Origin of the sequence: Streptomyces sp. NPDC047981, from assembly GCF_040653315.1 — a bacterium.
Taxonomy (GTDB): Bacteria; Actinomycetota; Actinomycetes; order Streptomycetales; family Streptomycetaceae; genus Streptomyces.
This window is the reverse complement of record NZ_JBEZNQ010000001.1, coordinates 370,578-386,664: the sequence shown is the minus strand read 5'-3', so window position 1 is coordinate 386,664 and position 16,087 is coordinate 370,578. Positions and strand designations below refer to the sequence as shown.

Here is a 16,087-nt window from a genome sequence, read left to right as displayed (position 1 = left end):
AAAGCAAGGGATGCAAGGTGACGGACGGAGCAGTAACTGAGGTCGCACGCGTACTCGTCGCGGCCGACAAGTTCAAGGGCTCGCTCACGGCCGTTCAGGTCGCGGAGCGGGTCACAGCAGGTCTGCGACGGGTCGTCCCGGAGCTGGAAGTGGAGACCCTGCCGGTTGCGGACGGCGGCGACGGTACGGTCGCGGCCGCGGTGGCGGCCGGTTTCGAACGCCACGAGGTACGGGTGACCGGGCCGGTCGGCGACCCCGTGACGGCGGCGTTCGCGCTGCGCGGGACGACGGCCGTGGTGGAGATGGCGGAGGCCTCGGGCCTCCAGCTGCTGCCCGCGGGCGTGTTCGCCCCCCTGACGTCGACGACGTACGGCTCCGGCGAGCTGCTGCGCGCCGCCCTGGACGCGGGCGCCACGACGATCGTCTTCGGCGTCGGCGGCAGCGCCACGACGGACGGCGGCGCCGGGATGCTGGCCGCGCTCGGCGCGGTCTTCCTGGACGCGGCGGGCGAGCGGGTGGGACCGGGCGGAGCGGCGCTGGCGGCGCTCGCGACCGCGGACCTGTCCGGCCTCGACCCGCGCTTCGCCGCCGTGGACCTGATCCTGGCGAGCGATGTCGACAACCCCCTGACGGGCCCCAAGGGCGCGCCCGCCGTCTACGGCCCCCAGAAGGGCGCCACGCCCGAGGACGTCGAGACACTCGACGCGGCGCTCGCGCACTTCGTGACCGTCCTGGAGAAGGCGATCGGCCCCAAGGCCGCCGAGTGCGCGGTCGCGCCGGGCGCGGGCGGCGCGGGCGGCATCGGGTACGGGGCGCTGGTCGGCCTCGACGCGAGCTTCCGCCCCGGCATCGAGCTGATGCTGGACGTCCTCGGCTTCGCCCCCGCCCTCGACCGCGCCACCCTTGTCATCACCGGCGAGGGCTCGCTGGACGAGCAGACCCTGCACGGCAAGGCCCCCGCGGGCGTGGCGGCTGCGGCCAGGGCGGCGGGCAAGCCCGTCGTGGCGGTCTGCGGCCGGCTCGCCCTCACCCAGGAGGCCCTGACGGAGGCCGGCATCCGCCGCGCCTACCCCCTCTCGGCCCTGGAACCCGACCCGGCCAAGTCCATCCCGAACGCGGGCCCGCTCCTGGAAGAGGTCGCGGCGACGATCGCCGCCGACTACCTGGCGTAGCCTCCACCGGGCACGGGGCCACGCCCCGTGCCCGCCCGGCCGTCACGCCACGCCCGCACCCGCCCCCGTCAGGCGGAACGCATCGAGTGCCAGGGTCATCTCCGTGAGGTCCCGCGGGCGGGACAAGGACCTCGACGTCAGCTGCTCCAGGCGGCGCAGGCGGTTGAAGACCGTGTTCCGGTGGCAGTACAGACGCGACGCCGCCCGCCCCGCCGAGCCCTCGCAGTCCAGCCAGACGTCCAGCGTCTCAAGGAGGACCGCCCGGTCCGCGGGGTCCAGTTCGAGCAGCGTCCCCAGGACGTCCGCCACCAGCAGGCCCGCCAGCTCCGGCTGCCCCACCACCAGCGCGCCCGCCATCCTGCGGTCGAGCCGGACGATCTGCCGCGAGTCCGGCGGACTCGTCCGCAGCGCCAGCTCCGCGAGCCGCCGCGCCCGGCCCAGCTCGGCCAGGCCCGTCACCACCGGGCTGATCCCGCCCGGACCCGGGCACCGCCCCTGCAGAAGCTCCGACAGCGCGTCCAGGCCCGTGCCCTCGGCCAGCGACACCACCCCGATCTCGCAGTCCGCGCCCATCCGCCACAGGAACCGCACCCCGGCCCCCTGAAGCCGCCGGTGGAACGGCTCCGGAACCTCCCGGCGGTCGTGCCGCAGCACCACCACCGCGTACCGCCCGTGCTCCGGCAGGTCCAGGCCCGCCGCCGCCCGGGACGTGACCTCCGGCGAGCGCTGCCCCTGGAGCAGCGCGTCCAGGAGCGCCTGGAGCTGCTCGTCCGTCCGGCGCCGCAGCTCCAGCTCCGTCGCCCGGTACGCCTCCGACGCCGTGTCCGCCTGCGCGTCCACCGCCGACCAGATGATCGTCGCCGACTGGGTCAGCGCCGCGAGCCTGGGCGGAAACGCCGACGCGTCCTCGATCAGCGCGTCCCACACCAGCTGCCCGGCGTGCCGGTAGGCGTGCACGACCAGCTCCAGCGGCATGCCCTGCTCCGCGCGCCGCCGCCCCAGCTCGTCCGCGTGCGCCAGGTCCCGCCGGGGCGTGTCCCGGCGCGCCGAGATCATCTCGATCCCGATCCGCAGGGCCTCGTGGGCCTCGTGCCAGTGCTGGTCGTACGGCACGATCCGGCCGTACGCCGGCTCGTACTCGTGCAACTCCCTCAGATGCTCCTCCACCAGCTCCGGCAGCCGTTCCAGAAGCGCCGTGCACGCCTCCGCCAGCAGCTTCCAGTCGTCGCCGGTCCGCGGTCTGCGCCGTCCCATGCCCGGAGGATGCCACCCGCGCCCCCTTCCCGACAGGCCCCTGACACGCGGTGTTGTGCGCGTGCACAACCCACCGCCGCGCCCGCTGGTCACCGGCAGCGTTTCGGCCGCCGCACGTGGACGGACGGGCACCGCGGTGCTGGGGTGAGCGCCACTGAACGGGCCACGGAAGGGGAGCCATGGGAGGGACCGCACTCGCCCTCGAGGTCGCGGACCTGTCGGCGGGATACGGACCGGTACGCGCGCTGAGGCAGGTGTCGCTCACCGTGCCGGAGGGCGGAGTCGTCACCGTCCTCGGCGGCAACGGAGCGGGCAAGTCCACGCTGCTGCGAGCCGTCTCGCGCACACTGTCGTTCCACGGCGGAGCCGTCACATCCGGCACCGTGACCTTCGGCGGCCGGCCGATCGGCGGGCTCGCCCCCGACCGGGTCGTCGCCGCCGGGGTCTCCCAGGTGCCGGAAGGGCGGCAGGTCTTCGCACGGATGACCGTCGAGGACAACCTGCGCGCCGGGGCGCTCGGCGCCCGCGACGACCGCGCGGGAAGGGCCGCCGCGCTCAAGCGGGTCCACGAACTCTTCCCCGTCCTCGCCGAACGCGCCCACCAGCGCGCCGGGCTCCTGTCCGGCGGCGAACAGCAGATGCTCGCCGTCGGCCGGGCCCTGATGGCCTCGCCGAAGCTGCTGCTCCTGGACGAGCCCTCCCTGGGCCTCGCCCCGCTGATGGCCGCCCGGATCGCCGACACGATCCGCGAGATCAACGCCCAGGGCACCGCCGTGCTCCTCGTCGAGCAGAACGCGGCGCTCGCGCTGCGGCTCGCCACCCGGGCGTACGTCCTGGAGGTCGGCGAGGTCACCCTGTCGGGACCGGCCGCCGAACTCGCCGCGTCCGACGAGGTCCGCCGCCGCTACCTGGGCGTCGTGGACGAGGACGCCGCCGCCGACGCGGCGACCGCCGCCACCGTCCACCCGGTCCTCTCCCGCTGGGAGGCCGCCCGATGACCCCGACCGCCCCCGGGCGCCCGGCGCCCTCCGACGGGCCGACCGCCCTCGACGTGCCCGCACTCGACGTCCGCGACGTCACTGTCCGGTTCGCCGGGCTGACCGCCCTCGACGCCGTCTCCTTCACCGTCCGCCCCGGCACCGTCCACGCCGTCATCGGCCCCAACGGCGCCGGCAAGTCCACCTGCTTCAACGTGCTCTCCGGGGTCTACAGGGCGACCTCCGGCAGTGTCCGCTTCGGCGGGCACGAGCTGACCGACCTGCCCCCGCACAAGATCGCCGAGCTCGGCGTCGCCCGCATCTTCCAGAACCTCGCGCTGCCGCCCCGCGCCACCGTCGAGGACAGCCTGATGCTCGGCCGGCACCGGCTCACCCGGACCGGCTTCCTCGCCGCCGGGCTCCGGCTGCCCTCCGCCGCCCGCGAGGACGCCAGGCACCGGGCCAGGGTCCGCGAGATCGCCGCCTTCGTCGGCCTGGAGAAGCAGCTCGCGCAGCCCGCGGGGTCGCTCCCGTACGGGCAGCAGAAGCTGGCCGAACTCGCCCGGGCCCTCTGCATGGAGCCCAGGCTGCTCCTCCTCGACGAGCCCGTCGCCGGGATGACCGCCGACGAGCGGCGCCGTACCGCCGCCGTGATCGCCGGCGTCCGCGACAGCCTCGGGATCTCCATCGTCCTCGTCGAGCACGACATGGGAGTGGTGATGCGGCTCGCCGACGCCGTCACCGTCCTCGACTTCGGCCGCCGGATCGCCGACGGCGCCCCCGGCGACGTACAGAACGACCCGGCGGTCGTCCGCGCCTATCTCGGAGAGGAGACCGCCGAGTGACCACCTTCGCCGAACTCCTGCTCAACGGCGTCTCGTTGGGCTCGATCTACGCCCTCATCGCCCTCGGCTTCGTGGTGATCTTCCGCGCCACCGAGGTCGTCAACTTCGCCCATGCCTCGCTGCTCCTCGCCGGCGGCTACTTCACCGCCGTCCTCCACGACGATCTCGGCTTCTGGCCCGCGCTCGCCGTCGGCATCGGGGGAGCGGCGGCCGTCGGCGCGGCGGTCGAGTTCCTCGTGATGCGCCGGTACCGGGGCTCCGACCATAGCGTCCTCGCCATCGTCACCATCGGCGTCGACATCCTGCTCGCCACCGAGCTGACCCGCCGCATCGGTACGGACATCCTGTCGCTCGGCGACCCGTGGGGCGACGCCGTCGTCACCTTCGGCCCGGTCACCCTCGCGCAGACCCGTATCGCGGCCTTCCTGGCCGCCGCCCTGCTCATCACCGCCTTCCTGCTGGCCTTCCGGTACACCTCCTGGGGCGTCGCCATGCGCGCCGCCGCCGAGAACCAGGAGACCGCCGCCCTGATGGGCATCCGGCTCGGCCGGGTCTCGCTCGGCGCCTGGGCGGTGGCCGGCGGACTCGCGGCCGTCGCCGCCCTCTTCCTCACCGTCTTCCCCACCCCCGGCCTGGAGCGTTCCACCTCCTTCGCCGCGATGAAGGCCTTCCCCGCCGCCATCCTCGGCGGCCTCGACTCCACCACCGGCGCCCTCGTCGGCGGCCTCCTGGTCGGCGTCACCGAGTCCCTCGCCACCGGCTACCAGGGCGACCTGACCTTCCTCGGCCGGGGCATCGGCGACCTCGCCCCGTACCTGGTGATGGTCGCCGTGCTCCTGATCCGCCCGGCCGGACTCTTCGGCACGAAGGAGCTGGCCCGTGTCTGAGACCCTCGCACCCCGCTCCTTCGCCACGCTCGCCCGGCCGCGCGTCTACGGCTGGGCCGCCGCGGGGCTCGTCCTCGTCGCCTTCCCCTTCTACCTGGACCGCTTCTGGCTCCAGGCCGGGCTCTTCGCCATGGCCGCCGCGATCGGCGCCATCGGCATCAACCTGCTGACCGGCGCCACCGGCCAGCTCTCCATGGGCCACGCCTTCTTCCTCGCCGTCGGCGCCTACGGCTACTGCGCCTTCGCGGGCGACGGCGCGGACGGGCTCACCGGGCTCGGCCTGCCGGGCTGGCTCGCCGCGGTCCTCGCCGTCGTCCTCGCGGGCCTTGCGGGCGGCGTGTTCAGCCCGATCGCCGGCCGGCTGCGCGGCGCCTACCTCGGCATCGCCACCCTCGCGCTGATCTTCATCGGCCAGCACGTCCTCTTCAACGCCCACGACCTCACCGGCGGCTTCAACGGCCGCGCGGTGCCCCCGCTCAGCCTCTTCGGGATCACCTTCGACGACACCGAGCTGCTCGTCGCCCAGGTGCCGTTCGGCTCCGCCGAGAAGCTCTGGTACCTCGGGCTCGTCCTCCTCCTCGCGGGCGCCCTGTTCGCCCGCGGGGTCCTGCGCGGCCGCCCCGGCCGCGCCATGAACGCCATCCGGGACCACCGGATCGCGGCGGGCGTCATGGGCATCCCCGTGGCCCGCTACCGCGCCGCCGTCTTCGTCCTGTCGTCCATGTACGCGGGTCTGGCGGGCGTGCTCCTCGCGCTGGTCTTCCAGCGGACCGTGCCGGAGTACTTCGGCATGCTGCTCTCCCTCGAATACCTGGCCATGATCGTCATCGGCGGTCTCGGCTCGGTCGCCGGCGCGGTGGTCGGAGGCGTCTTCGTCTCCCTGCTGCCGCAGCTCCTCAACCGGTACAGCGACGCGCTGCCCCTGGTCTCCGCCCCCGGGACGGGCGGGATCGCACCGGGGGAGGCCGCCCGCTACCTCTACGGCGCCGCCGTCGTCGCGGTGGTGCTCTTCCTGCCCGGAGGCCTGGTCCGGCTGGCCGCCCGGAAGCCCAAGCGATCCACCCGACCCTCGACCTCGCACTCCTCTGGGGAGGAACGATGACCCACCGTCGCCTGACGTCCAGAACCCTGGCCGTCGCGCTCGCCACCCTCGTCGCCCTGACCGCCGCCGGCTGCAGCTCCAAGGCCAAGACCGGCGAGGACAAGGGCACCGGCGCCGGCGGGGTGAAGTCCGGCACGGGCGTCACCGACACGACCATCACGCTCGGCGCGCTCACCGACATGACCGGCGTGTACGCCACCCTCGGCAAGAGCGTCACCCAGGCCCAGCAGCTGTACGTCAAGCAGGTCAACGCGGCCGGCGGGATCTGCGGCCGGCAGCTGGAGCTGACGGTCCGCGACCACGGCTACGACCCGCAGAAGGCGCTCTCCGCCTACACCGAGCTGGAGCCGAAGGTGGTCGGCTACGCCCAGTTCATCGGCTCCCCGTTCGTCGCGGCGGTCAAGCAGCGCGTCGACGGCCAGGACAAGGGGCTCGTGCTGCCCCAGGCCTGGTCGGCCTCGCTGCTCGGCTCCCCGTACATCCGCGTCCTGGGCTCCACGTACGACATCGAGACGATCAACGCCGTCGACTTCCTGGTGAAGGAGAAGGGCCTGAAGGCGGGCGACAAGATCGGGCACGTCTACTTCGAGGGCGACTACGGCGAGAACGCCCTCGCGGGCTCGAAGTACGCGGCCGAGAAGGCGGGCCTCACCGTCGTCGAGCAGAAGATCAAGCCGACGGACAACGACATGTCGGCGCAGGTCGCGGCGCTCAAGCAGGCCGGCGTCAAGGCCATCGTGATCAGCGCGGGCCCCCGCCAGGCCGCCTCCCTGGTCGGCGTCGCGGCGGCGACGAAGCTCACCGTGCCGGTCATCGGCAACAACTCGGCGTTCGCCCCGCAGCTGCTCGGCACCCAGGCGGGGCCCGCGCTGGAGAAGATGTACTGGTTCGCCTCGCCGAGCCTGCCGATCGGCGCGGACACCGCGGCGGCGAAGAAGCTCGTCGCCGACTACAAGGCCGCGTACCCGAGCGACAGTCTCGACAACGGCATCGTCGCCGGGTGGACGGCCGCCAGTGTCTTCGGCGAGGCCCTGAAGAAGGCCTGCGCCTCCAAGGACCTGACCCGCGAGGGCGTCGACAAGGCGCTGCTGACCCTGAAGGACGTCGACCTCGGCTTCGGCATGACGCACGACTTCAGCGACCCGAAGGCCCCGTCCTCCCGCGAGTCGGTCATCATCCAGCCCGACAAGACCGTCCCCGGCGGCATGCGCACGGTCCGTGAGCCGTTCATCTCCGACGCCGCGAAGGAGTTCACCCCCAAGGCCGGCTGACCCCCGCCGTACGGCTCGCCCCGCCGCGCTCCCCGCGCGGCGGGGCTCCGGCGTGTCATCTCCGCGAAACAGGGCCGTGTGAGGCTCAGGCCCATGACCGCACACACCTCCGCGACCACCGTCGACCTCCTGGACCCCGCCCGGATCCGCGCCCACGCCGCCGACGGCCTCGCCGCCCTCCTCGTCGACGCGGTGGACGGCGGGGCCTCCCTGGGCTTCCTCGCGCCCCTGGAGCCCACCGAGGCGGCCCGCTGGTGGCAGGAGGCCGCCGACGAGGCGGAGCGGGGCGTACGGGACGTCTGGGCGGCCCACGGCCCGGACGGCGAGGTCCTCGGGGCGGTCACCCTCGTCCGTACCGACAAGCCGAACGGCCGCCACCGCGGCGAGATCGCCCGGCTGATCGTCCACCGCGCCGCCCGCGGCCAGGGCCTGGGGGCGGCCCTGCTCGCCGCGGCGGAGGCCCACGCGGCCCACCAGGGCCTCACGCTCCTGGTCCTGGACACCCAGACCGACAGCCCCGCCGAGCGGCTCTACCGCAAGGCCGGCTGGACCCCGGCCGGCACGATCCCGGACTTCGCCGCCGACCCCACGGGCACCCTGCGCCCCACCACGCTCTACTACAAGCGCCTCCCCTGAAGCGGACACGATCTGAAGCGGACACGACGAAGGGCCCGGAGACCAGGTCTCCGGGCCCTTCGTCGTACACATGAGGCGTTCCGCCTACCGCACCTGCGCGGCCTCCGCCTCGCGGGCCTCGCGGCTCTCGCGGCGGTTGCCACGGAAGGTGTTCACTCGCCGGGCGGTCGCGAAGAGGGGGATCACGGCGCCCAGCACCACCTGCAGCGCGCAGCCGGTCTGGAGCAGCAGCTGCCCGCCCGGGGCGTCGAACGCCCAGGCCGCCAGCATGCCCATCGCGCCCACGATCCAGCTGAGCATCGCCACCGCGAGGACGCCCCGCGGCTTCGGGTACTCGACCCGGCTCACCATCAGCCAGGCGACCCCGATGATCGCGAGCAGCGTCGGGACGAACGGCAGCTCCAGAAGCACGATCGAGACGACCGTCAGCGCGCCGAAGGGGCTCGGCATGCCCTGGAACATGCCGTCCTTCATCGTCACGCACGAGAATCTCGCGAGCCTCAGCACGACCGCGAGCAGCACCGCGACCGCGGCCACGGCCGAGACCTTCTGCTGCGCGCCGTCCGGGACCGCGACCATGCCGTACACGAGGACGAAGTAGGCCGGGGCCAGACCGAAGCTGATCAGGTCCGACAGGTTGTCGAGCTCGGCGCCCATCGGCGACGAACGCAGCTTGCGGGCCACGATGCCGTCGAAGAGGTCGAAGATCGCCGCCGCGAGCATGAGGATCACGGCGGTGGCGGCGCTGTTGCGCGCCATGCCGGTCTCCGCGCTGCCCGTGAGGTGCGGGATGAGGATGCCGGTGGTGGTGAAGTACACCGCCATGAATCCACACGTGGCGTTACCGAGGGTGAGGGCGTCCGCTATGGACAGCCTCAGCGACAGCGGCATCTCCTCCGACTCCTCGGCCTCCTCCGCGTCCGCGTCGGCGGCCCAGTCGGCGGCCCGGGTGTCGGGATCAATCACGGTCAATGCGAGTCACCCCCGCGGTCGTGGTCTGACCGACCTCGACGGCGACGTCGACACCTTCCGGAAGGTAGATGTCAACGCGCGACCCGAAGCGGATCAGACCGATGCGCTCGCCCTGCTCGACCTTCGTCCCCTGGGGGATGTACGGCACGATGCGCCGGGCGACGGCACCGGCGATCTGCACCATCTCGATGTCACCGAGCTCGGTGTCGAAGTGCCAGACAACGCGCTCGTTGTTCTCGCTCTCCTTGTTGAACGCCGGGACGAACCCGCCGGGGACGTGCTCCACGGACGTCACCGTGCCGGCCAGCGGCGCGCGGTTGACGTGGACGTTCAGCGGGCTCATGAAGATGGCGACCCGGGTGCGTCCGTCCTTCCACGGCATGATGCTCTGCACCACACCGTCGGCGGGGGAGATGACCCGGCCCTGAGCGATCTCGCGCTCGGGGTCGCGGAAGAACCACAGCATGCCCGCCGCCAGAGCGGTGGTGGGCACGGCGATGGCCGCGGCACGCCGGGACTTGCGCGCACGCGCGAGGCTCAGCGCCGCGGTGGCGACGGTCGGCAGAAGCCACGGCGATGCTCCGCGTGCGATGCGTACGCCGGCGAGGCTGTCGCGAGGTGCAGAGGTTTGGCTGTGGGGCATGGATGACCTTCGTAGCGGATGATGCCGCACTGGCAACGGGGGACGGCGGCTTTCAAACGATGCTATCGGTTGCGGGCCGCAACTGGGTAAGCCAGCAGCCGAGTCGGCGGCCGGAAGACGAACACGGGGTGTGATCTTCTTCGCGGCCGAACCGACTCAAAGGCGACAATCAACCCTGGAACCGGTACTCCTCGAGCAGCCGACGACCGATGATCATTTTCTGGATCTCGGCGGTACCTTCACCGATGAGCAGCATCGGCGCCTCCCGGTAGAGACGCTCGATCTCGTACTCCTTCGAGAACCCGTACCCGCCATGGATACGGAAGGCGTCCTCGACGACTTCCTTGCAGTATTCGGAGGCGAGGTACTTCGCCATCCCTGCTTCGAGGTCGTTTCGTTCCCCGGAGTCCTTTTTGCGTGCTGCGTTCACCATCATGGCATGAGCGGCCTCGACCTTGGTAGCCATCTCGGCCAGCTTGAACTGAATCGCCTGGTGCTGGGCGATCGCCTTGCCGAAAGTGTGACGTTGCTGGGCATACGAGACGCCCAGTTCGAAAGCACGCTGCGCGACGCCGCAGCCACGGGCCGCGACATTGACGCGGCCGACCTCCACGCCGTCCATCATTTGGTAAAACCCTCGGCCGGTGACCCCGCCGAGGACCCGATTGGCCGGAATGCGCAGTCCGTCCATGATGAGTTCGGTCGTGTCGACGCCCTTGTAACCCATCTTGTCGATCTTCCCCGGGATGGTGAGGCCGGGGCGGACCTCTCCGAAGCCGGCCTCCTTCTCGACGAGGAAGGTCGTCATCGACTTGTGGGGCGCGGTCCCCTCGGGGTGTCCTTCGTCACTTCGGACGAGAACGGCGACCAGCGTTGACGTTCCGCCGTTCGTCAGCCACATCTTCTGGCCGTTGAGGACGTACTCGTCGCCGTCCTTGACCGCCTTCGACGTGATGGCCGACACATCCGAGCCGAGGCCCGGCTCCGACATCGAGAACGCGCCACGCGTCTCGCCGGCCGCCATCCGGGGCAGGAAGTAGTCCTTCTGCTCCTGGGTGCCGTGCTGCTTGAGCATGTACGCCACGATGAAGTGGGTGTTGATGATGCCGGAGACCGACATCCAGCCACGGGCGATCTCCTCCACGCAGAGCGCGTAGGTGAGCAGCGACTCGCCCAGGCCCCCGTACTCCTCGGGGATCATCAGACCGAAGAGGCCGAGCTCCTTCAGCCCGTCCACGATCTGCTGCGGGTACTCGTCGCGGTGCTCCAGCTCGGTGGCGACCGGGATGATCTCCTTGTCGACGAACTCCCGGACGGTCTTGAGGATCTCCTGCTGGACGTCCGTGAGCCCGGCGGTCTGGGCGAGTCGGGCCATGGCTACTTCTCCGTCTTCTTCGCGGGCTCGATGAGCTCGGGGCGGCCGGGCTGCTCGCCGCCGCGCTCCTTGATGTACGTCTCGGTGGGCACCATCACCTTGCGGCGGAAGACGCACACGAGCGTGCCGTCCTGCTTGTAGCCCTTGGTCTCCACGTACACGATCCCGCGGTCGTTCTTCGACTTCGACGGGGTCTTGTCGAGGACCGTGGTCTCGCCGTAGATGGTGTCGCCGTGGAAGGTCGGGGCCACGTGGCGCAGCGACTCGATCTCCAGGTTGGCGATCGCCTTGCCCGAGACGTCCGGCACGGACATGCCGAGCAGCAGTGAGTAGATGTAGTTGCCGACGACGACGTTCTTCCCGAAGTCCGTCGTGTTCTCGGCGTAGTTCACATCCATGTGCAGCGGATGGTGGTTCATCGTCAGCAGACAGAAGAGGTGGTCGTCGTACTCGGTGACCGTCTTCCCGGGCCAGTGCTTGTAGACGGCGCCGACTTCGAACTCTTCGTAGGTACGGCCGAACTGCATCGGACTCAGGCCTCCGGGATCTCGAACTTGCTGGTGCGCTGCATGCCGGCGGCGCGGCCCTTGCCCGAGATGACCAGGGCCATCTTGCGGGAGGCCTCGTCGATCATCTCGTCGCCGAGCATGGCCGAGCCCTTCTTCCCGCCGGCCTCGGAGGTGTAGTAGTCGTACGCGTCGAGGATCAGCTCGGCGTGGTCGTAGTCCTCCTGCGAGGGCGAGAAGATCTCGTTCGCGGCGGCGACCTGGTCCGGGTGCAGCACCCACTTGCCGTCGAAGCCGAGGGCGGCGGCGCGGCGGGCGACCGCCTGGTAGCCCTCGGGGTTGCGGATCTGCAGGTAGGGACCGTCGATCGCCTGGAGGTTGTTGGCGCGGGCGGCCATCAGGATCTTCATCAGGATGTAGTGGTAGGCGTCGGCGTCGTAGCCCGGCGGCTGCTCGCCGACGACCAGGGACTTCATGTTGATGGAGGCCATGAAGTCGGCCGGGCCGAAGATGATGGTCTCGACGCGCTGCGAGGCCGTGGCGATCGCGTTGACGTTGTTGAGGCCCTGGGCGTTCTCGATCTGCGCCTCGATGCCGATCTTGCCGACCTCGAAGCCCATCGTCTTCTCGATCTGGGTGAGCAGCAGGTCGAGCGCCACGATCTGCTGGGCGTCCTGGACCTTCGGCAGCATGATGCAGTCGAGGTTCTGGCCGGCGCCCTCGACGACGGTGACGACGTCGCGGTACGTCCAGTGGGTGGTCCAGTCGTTGACCCGCACGACGCGCGTCTTGCCGGTCCAGTCGCCCTCGTTGAGGAACTTGACGATGGTGTGCCGGGCCTCGGGCTTGGCGAGCGGCGCGCAGGCGTCCTCGAGGTCGAGGAAGACCTGGTCGGCGGCGAGCCCCTGGGCCTTCTCCAGGAAGCGCGGGTTGGAGCCGGGGACCGCCAGGCAGGAACGGCGGGGGCGCAGCCGGTTCACGGGGGAAGCGGGGCTGGTCATGCGGGGACCTCCAGGGGGTCGAGCTTGTTCGCTTTCCGGATCTCGTCGACGATACGGCCGATGATCTCGGTGATGCCGAAGTCCTTCGGGGTGAAGACGGCGGCCACTCCCGCCCGCTTCAGTTCGGCGGCGTCGGCGTTCGGGATGATCCCGCCGACGATGACCGGGACGTCGTGGGCGCCGGCCTCCCGGAGGCGGTCCAGGACGTCGGGGACCAGCTCGGCGTGGGAGCCGGAGAGGATCGACAGGCCCACGCAGTGCACGTCCTCCGCGAGGGCCGCGTTGACGATCTGCTCGGGCGTCAGCCGGATCCCCTGGTAGACGACCTCGAAGCCGGCGTCACGGGCGCGGACGGCGATCTGCTCGGCCCCGTTGGAGTGTCCGTCCAGGCCCGGCTTGCCGACCAGGAGCCGCAGCCGCCCGGAGCCCAGCTCGGCGGCGGTCTTCGCCACCTTCTCCCGGACGAGGGCGAGCGGGGTGCCCTCCTCGGCCGTCACCGCCACGGGGGCGGAGGAGACGCCGGTGGGGGCGCGGTACTCGCCGAACACCTCGCGCAGGGCCCCGGCCCACTCGCCGGTGGTGACCCCGGCGCGGGCGCACTCGAGCGTGGCCTCCATGAGGTTCGCGGTGCCCCGCGCGGCCTCCTTGAGGCGCTCAAGGGCCTTGCAGGGGCGCGGGTGGTTGAACGGGGGCTGGTAGCGGGTGTCGCGCCAGTTCGCGAGCGAGGCGACGACCCTGGCCTCGTTCGCCGGGTCGACCGACATGATGGCCGTGTCGAGGTCCGCGGTGAGCGGGTTCTCCTCGGTCGACTGGAAGATGTTGACGCCGACGATCTTCTCGTCGCCGGCCTCGATCCTCGCCCGCCGCTCGGCGTGCGAGGAGACCAGCTGCGACTTCAGGTAGCCGGACTCGACGGCGGCCATCGCGCCGCCCATCTCCTGGATCCGGTCGATCTCCGCGAGGCACTCCGTGACCAGGGCGTCGACCTTGCCCTCGATGACGTGCGAGCCGGCGAAGATGTCCTCGTACTCCAGCAGGTCGGACTCGTGGGCGAGCACCTGCTGGATGCGGAGCGACCACTGCTGGTCCCAGGGGCGCGGCAGGCCGAGCGCCTCGTTCCAGGCGGGCAGCTGGACGGCACGCGCGCGGGCGTCCTTGGAGAGGGTGACGGCCAGCATCTCCAGGACGATCCGCTGGACGTTGTTCTCCGGCTGTGCCTCGGTCAGGCCGAGCGAGTTGACCTGGACGCCGTAGCGGAACCTGCGCTGCTTGGCGTCCTCGATGCCGTACCGCTCGCGGGTGACCTTGTCCCAGATGCGGCCGAAGGCGCGCATCTTGCACATCTCCTCGATGAAGCGGACGCCCGCGTTCACGAAGAACGAGATGCGGGCGACCACTTCGCCGAAGCGTTCGGCCGGGACCTGACCGGAGTCCCGGACCGCGTCGAGCACCGCGATCGCGGTGGACATCGCGTACGAGATCTCCTGGACCGGAGTGGCCCCCGCCTCCTGCAGGTGGTAGCTGCAGATGTTGATCGGGTTCCACTTCGGGATGTGGTTCACCGTGTAGGTGATCATGTCCGTCGTGAGACGGAGCGAGGGGCCGGGCGGGAAGACGTGCGTCCCGCGCGACAGGTACTCCTTCACGATGTCGTTCTGGGTGGTGCCCTGGAGCTTGGTGACGTCCGCGCCCTGCTCCTCGGCGACCACCTGGTAGAGCGCCAGGAGCCACATCGCCGTGGCGTTGATGGTCATCGAGGTGTTCATCTGCTCCAGGGGGATGTCCTGGAACAGCCGGCGCATGTCACCGAGGTGCGAGACCGGGACCCCGACCCGGCCGACCTCGCCGCGGGCGAGGATGTGGTCGGGGTCGTAGCCGGTCTGCGTGGGCAGGTCGAACGCGACCGAGAGGCCGGTCTGACCCTTGGCGAGGTTGCGGCGGTACAGCTCGTTGGACGCCTCGGCGGTCGAGTGACCGGCGTAGGTCCGCATGAGCCACGGCCGGTCCTTCTGACGCTCTGTCATGGACGTGTCCCGCTCTCTCAGATGTTGCGGAAGCGGTTGATGGCGTCGATGTGCTTCGCGCGCATCTCCGGGTTCCGGACGCCGAGGCCCTCCTCGGGGGCGAGCGCGAGGACGCCGACCTTGCCCTGGTGCAGGTTGCGGTGCACGTCGTAGGCGGCCTGGCCGGTCTCCTCCAGGGAGTAGACCTTGGAGAGCGTCGGGTGGATCTTGCCCTTCGCGATCAGCCGGTTGGCCTCCCAGGCCTCGCGGTAGTTGGCGAAGTGCGAGCCGATGATGCGCTTGAGCGACATCCACAGGTAGCGGTTGTCGTACTCGTGCATGTAGCCCGAGGTCGAGGCGCAGGTGGTGATGGTGCCGCCCTTGCGGGTGACGTAGACGCTGGCGCCGAAGGTCTCGCGGCCCGGGTGCTCGAAGACGATGTCGATGTCCTCGCCGCCGGTCAGCTCGCGGATGCGCTTGCCGAAGCGCTTCCACTCCTTGGGGTCCTGGGTCTGCTCGTCCTTCCAGAACTTGTAGCCCTCGGCGTTGCGGTCGATGACCGCCTCCGCGCCCATGGAGCGGCAGATCGCGGCCTTCTCCGGGGAGGAGACGACACAGATCGGGTTGGCGCCGCCGGCCAGCGCGAACTGGGTGGCGTACGAGCCGAGTCCGCCGCTCGCGCCCCAGATCAGGACGTTGTCGCCCTGCTTCATGCCGGCGCCGTTGCGGGAGACCAGCTGGCGGTACGCGGTGGAGTTGACCAGGCCGGGGGAGGCGGCCTCCTCCCAGCTCAGGTGGTCCGGCTTCGGCATCAGCTGGTTGGACTTGACGAGGGCGATCTCCGCCAGGCCGCCGAAGTTGGTCTCGAAGCCCCAGATGCGCTGCTCGGGGTCGAGCATCGTGTCGTTGTGGCCGTCCGAGGACTCCAGCTCGACCGAGAGGCAGTGCGCGACGACCTCGTCGCCCGGCTTCCAGGAGTTCACGCCCGGGCCGGTGCGCAGCACGACGCCCGCGAGGTCGGAGCCGATGATGTGGTACGGCAGGTCGTGGCGCTTGCTCAGCTCGCTCAGGCGGCCGTAGCGCTCCAGGAAGCCGAACGTGGACACCGGCTCGAAGATCGAGGTCCAGACCGAGTTGTAGTTCACGGAGCTGGCCATGACGGCGACCAGGGCCTCGCCCGGGCCGAGCTCGGGGAGCGGCACGTCGTCCAGGTGGAGCGACTTGCGCGGGTCCTTCTCGCGGCTCTCGAGACCGGCGAAGATCTCGACCTCGTCCTTGTGGACGGTCACGGCTCGGTACGACTCGGGGAGCTTGATGTTGGCGAAGTCCGAGGACGTGGAGTCCGGGGACTGGATCGCGTCCAGGATGTCCTTCACGGGGTGCCTCCGGCGGTGCGGTGAACGTCAGGGGAGTTACAGCGGTGGAGGTGTGCCGTCGGTTCGG

At 71.0% G+C, this 16,087-nt stretch carries 15 protein-coding genes; 7 read left to right on the top strand and 8 right to left on the bottom strand.

Annotation, left to right across the window (positions count from 1 at the left end; all coding sequences use genetic code 11):
• The first annotated feature begins 17 nt into the window (after nt 1-17).
• Nucleotides 18-1,172, top strand: coding sequence for a glycerate kinase (locus AB0E14_RS01770; RefSeq protein ID WP_362410226.1), 1,155 nt, complete (start codon nt 18-20; stop codon nt 1,170-1,172).
• 42 nt (nt 1,173-1,214) lie between these two features.
• Here AB0E14_RS01770 and AB0E14_RS01765 read toward each other — a convergent pair whose 3' ends face one another.
• Nucleotides 1,215-2,426, bottom strand: a complete 1,212-nt coding sequence (locus AB0E14_RS01765) for a helix-turn-helix domain-containing protein (protein WP_362410223.1) — start codon at nt 2,424-2,426, stop codon at nt 1,215-1,217.
• A gap of 179 nt (nt 2,427-2,605) precedes the next feature.
• On the opposite strand from AB0E14_RS01765, the gene AB0E14_RS01760 reads away from it, so the two are divergent.
• The 6 genes from AB0E14_RS01760 (at nt 2,606) to AB0E14_RS01735 (ending at nt 8,144) form a co-directional block, all read left to right on the top strand.
• Nucleotides 2,606-3,424: an ABC transporter ATP-binding protein gene (locus AB0E14_RS01760; protein ID WP_362410220.1), complete on the top strand. Its 819-nt coding sequence runs from the start codon at nt 2,606-2,608 to the stop codon at nt 3,422-3,424.
• A complete protein-coding gene (locus AB0E14_RS01755) occupies nt 3,421-4,248 on the top strand; it encodes an ABC transporter ATP-binding protein (RefSeq protein WP_362410218.1) in 828 nt (275 codons plus the stop codon). The genes AB0E14_RS01760 and AB0E14_RS01755 overlap by 4 nt, the downstream gene beginning before the upstream one ends.
• The gene (locus tag AB0E14_RS01750; protein WP_362410215.1) at nt 4,245-5,135 is read left to right on the top strand and encodes a branched-chain amino acid ABC transporter permease; all 891 of its coding nucleotides are present in this window, start codon (nt 4,245-4,247) and stop codon (nt 5,133-5,135) included. The genes AB0E14_RS01755 and AB0E14_RS01750 overlap by 4 nt, the downstream gene beginning before the upstream one ends.
• Nucleotides 5,128-6,237: a branched-chain amino acid ABC transporter permease gene (locus AB0E14_RS01745; protein WP_362410212.1), complete on the top strand. Its 1,110-nt coding sequence runs from the start codon at nt 5,128-5,130 to the stop codon at nt 6,235-6,237. The genes AB0E14_RS01750 and AB0E14_RS01745 overlap by 8 nt, the downstream gene beginning before the upstream one ends.
• Entirely contained in the window at nt 6,234-7,508 is a 1,275-nt protein-coding gene (locus AB0E14_RS01740; protein WP_362410209.1) for an ABC transporter substrate-binding protein, read from the top strand. The genes AB0E14_RS01745 and AB0E14_RS01740 overlap by 4 nt, the downstream gene beginning before the upstream one ends.
• Nucleotides 7,509-7,601: 93 nt before the next feature.
• On the top strand, nt 7,602-8,144 hold the full coding sequence (locus tag AB0E14_RS01735) for a GNAT family N-acetyltransferase (RefSeq protein ID WP_362410206.1): 543 nt from the start codon (nt 7,602-7,604) through the stop codon (nt 8,142-8,144).
• Between the two features lie 84 nt (nt 8,145-8,228).
• Here the strand turns inward: AB0E14_RS01735 and pssA are convergent, their stop codons facing one another.
• From pssA to ccrA, 7 genes are all read right to left on the bottom strand, one after another.
• Nucleotides 8,229-9,110 (bottom strand): CDP-diacylglycerol--serine O-phosphatidyltransferase, encoded by an 882-nt coding sequence (gene pssA, locus AB0E14_RS01730; protein ID WP_362410354.1) that lies wholly within the window; start codon nt 9,108-9,110, stop codon nt 8,229-8,231.
• Nucleotides 9,103-9,759 carry a phosphatidylserine decarboxylase gene (locus AB0E14_RS01725; RefSeq protein ID WP_362410203.1) on the bottom strand — a complete coding sequence of 219 codons (657 nt, stop codon included), beginning with the start codon at nt 9,757-9,759 and terminating at the stop codon, nt 9,103-9,105. The genes pssA and AB0E14_RS01725 overlap by 8 nt, the downstream gene beginning before the upstream one ends.
• A gap of 169 nt (nt 9,760-9,928) precedes the next feature.
• Nucleotides 9,929-11,134 carry an acyl-CoA dehydrogenase family protein gene (locus AB0E14_RS01720; protein ID WP_362410200.1) on the bottom strand — a complete coding sequence of 402 codons (1,206 nt, stop codon included), beginning with the start codon at nt 11,132-11,134 and terminating at the stop codon, nt 9,929-9,931.
• A 2-nt stretch (nt 11,135-11,136) separates the two neighbouring features.
• Entirely contained in the window at nt 11,137-11,661 is a 525-nt protein-coding gene (locus tag AB0E14_RS01715; RefSeq protein ID WP_030320137.1) for a MaoC family dehydratase, read from the bottom strand.
• A 5-nt stretch (nt 11,662-11,666) separates the two neighbouring features.
• Nucleotides 11,667-12,641, bottom strand: a complete 975-nt coding sequence (locus AB0E14_RS01710) for a CoA ester lyase (RefSeq protein WP_362410195.1) — start codon at nt 12,639-12,641, stop codon at nt 11,667-11,669.
• The gene (locus tag AB0E14_RS01705) at nt 12,638-14,665 is read right to left on the bottom strand and encodes a protein meaA (protein ID WP_362410192.1); all 2,028 of its coding nucleotides are present in this window, start codon (nt 14,663-14,665) and stop codon (nt 12,638-12,640) included. The genes AB0E14_RS01710 and AB0E14_RS01705 overlap by 4 nt, the downstream gene beginning before the upstream one ends.
• A gap of 17 nt (nt 14,666-14,682) precedes the next feature.
• Nucleotides 14,683-16,020, bottom strand: coding sequence for a crotonyl-CoA carboxylase/reductase (ccrA, locus tag AB0E14_RS01700; protein ID WP_362410189.1), 1,338 nt, complete (start codon nt 16,018-16,020; stop codon nt 14,683-14,685).
• Nucleotides 16,021-16,087: the final 67 nt, after the last annotated feature.

Excerpts from the sequence above, each read along its gene's own strand:
- AB0E14_RS01760 (WP_362410220.1), top strand. The coding sequence starts at position 2,606 with ATGGGAGGGACCGCACTCGCCCTCGAGGTCGCGGACCTGTCGGCGGGA.
- AB0E14_RS01725 (WP_362410203.1), bottom strand. The coding sequence starts at position 9,759 with ATGCCCCACAGCCAAACCTCTGCACCTCGCGACAGCCTCGCCGGCGTA.
- AB0E14_RS01705 (WP_362410192.1), bottom strand. The coding sequence starts at position 14,665 with ATGACAGAGCGTCAGAAGGACCGGCCGTGGCTCATGCGGACCTACGCC.
- AB0E14_RS01715 (WP_030320137.1), bottom strand. The coding sequence starts at position 11,661 with ATGCAGTTCGGCCGTACCTACGAAGAGTTCGAAGTCGGCGCCGTCTAC.
- AB0E14_RS01720 (WP_362410200.1), bottom strand. The coding sequence starts at position 11,134 with ATGGCCCGACTCGCCCAGACCGCCGGGCTCACGGACGTCCAGCAGGAG.
- AB0E14_RS01740 (WP_362410209.1), top strand. The coding sequence starts at position 6,234 with ATGACCCACCGTCGCCTGACGTCCAGAACCCTGGCCGTCGCGCTCGCC.
- AB0E14_RS01765 (WP_362410223.1), bottom strand. The coding sequence starts at position 2,426 with ATGGGACGGCGCAGACCGCGGACCGGCGACGACTGGAAGCTGCTGGCG.
- AB0E14_RS01710 (WP_362410195.1), bottom strand. The coding sequence starts at position 12,641 with ATGACCAGCCCCGCTTCCCCCGTGAACCGGCTGCGCCCCCGCCGTTCC.
- AB0E14_RS01735 (WP_362410206.1), top strand. The coding sequence starts at position 7,602 with ATGACCGCACACACCTCCGCGACCACCGTCGACCTCCTGGACCCCGCC.
- AB0E14_RS01755 (WP_362410218.1), top strand. The coding sequence starts at position 3,421 with ATGACCCCGACCGCCCCCGGGCGCCCGGCGCCCTCCGACGGGCCGACC.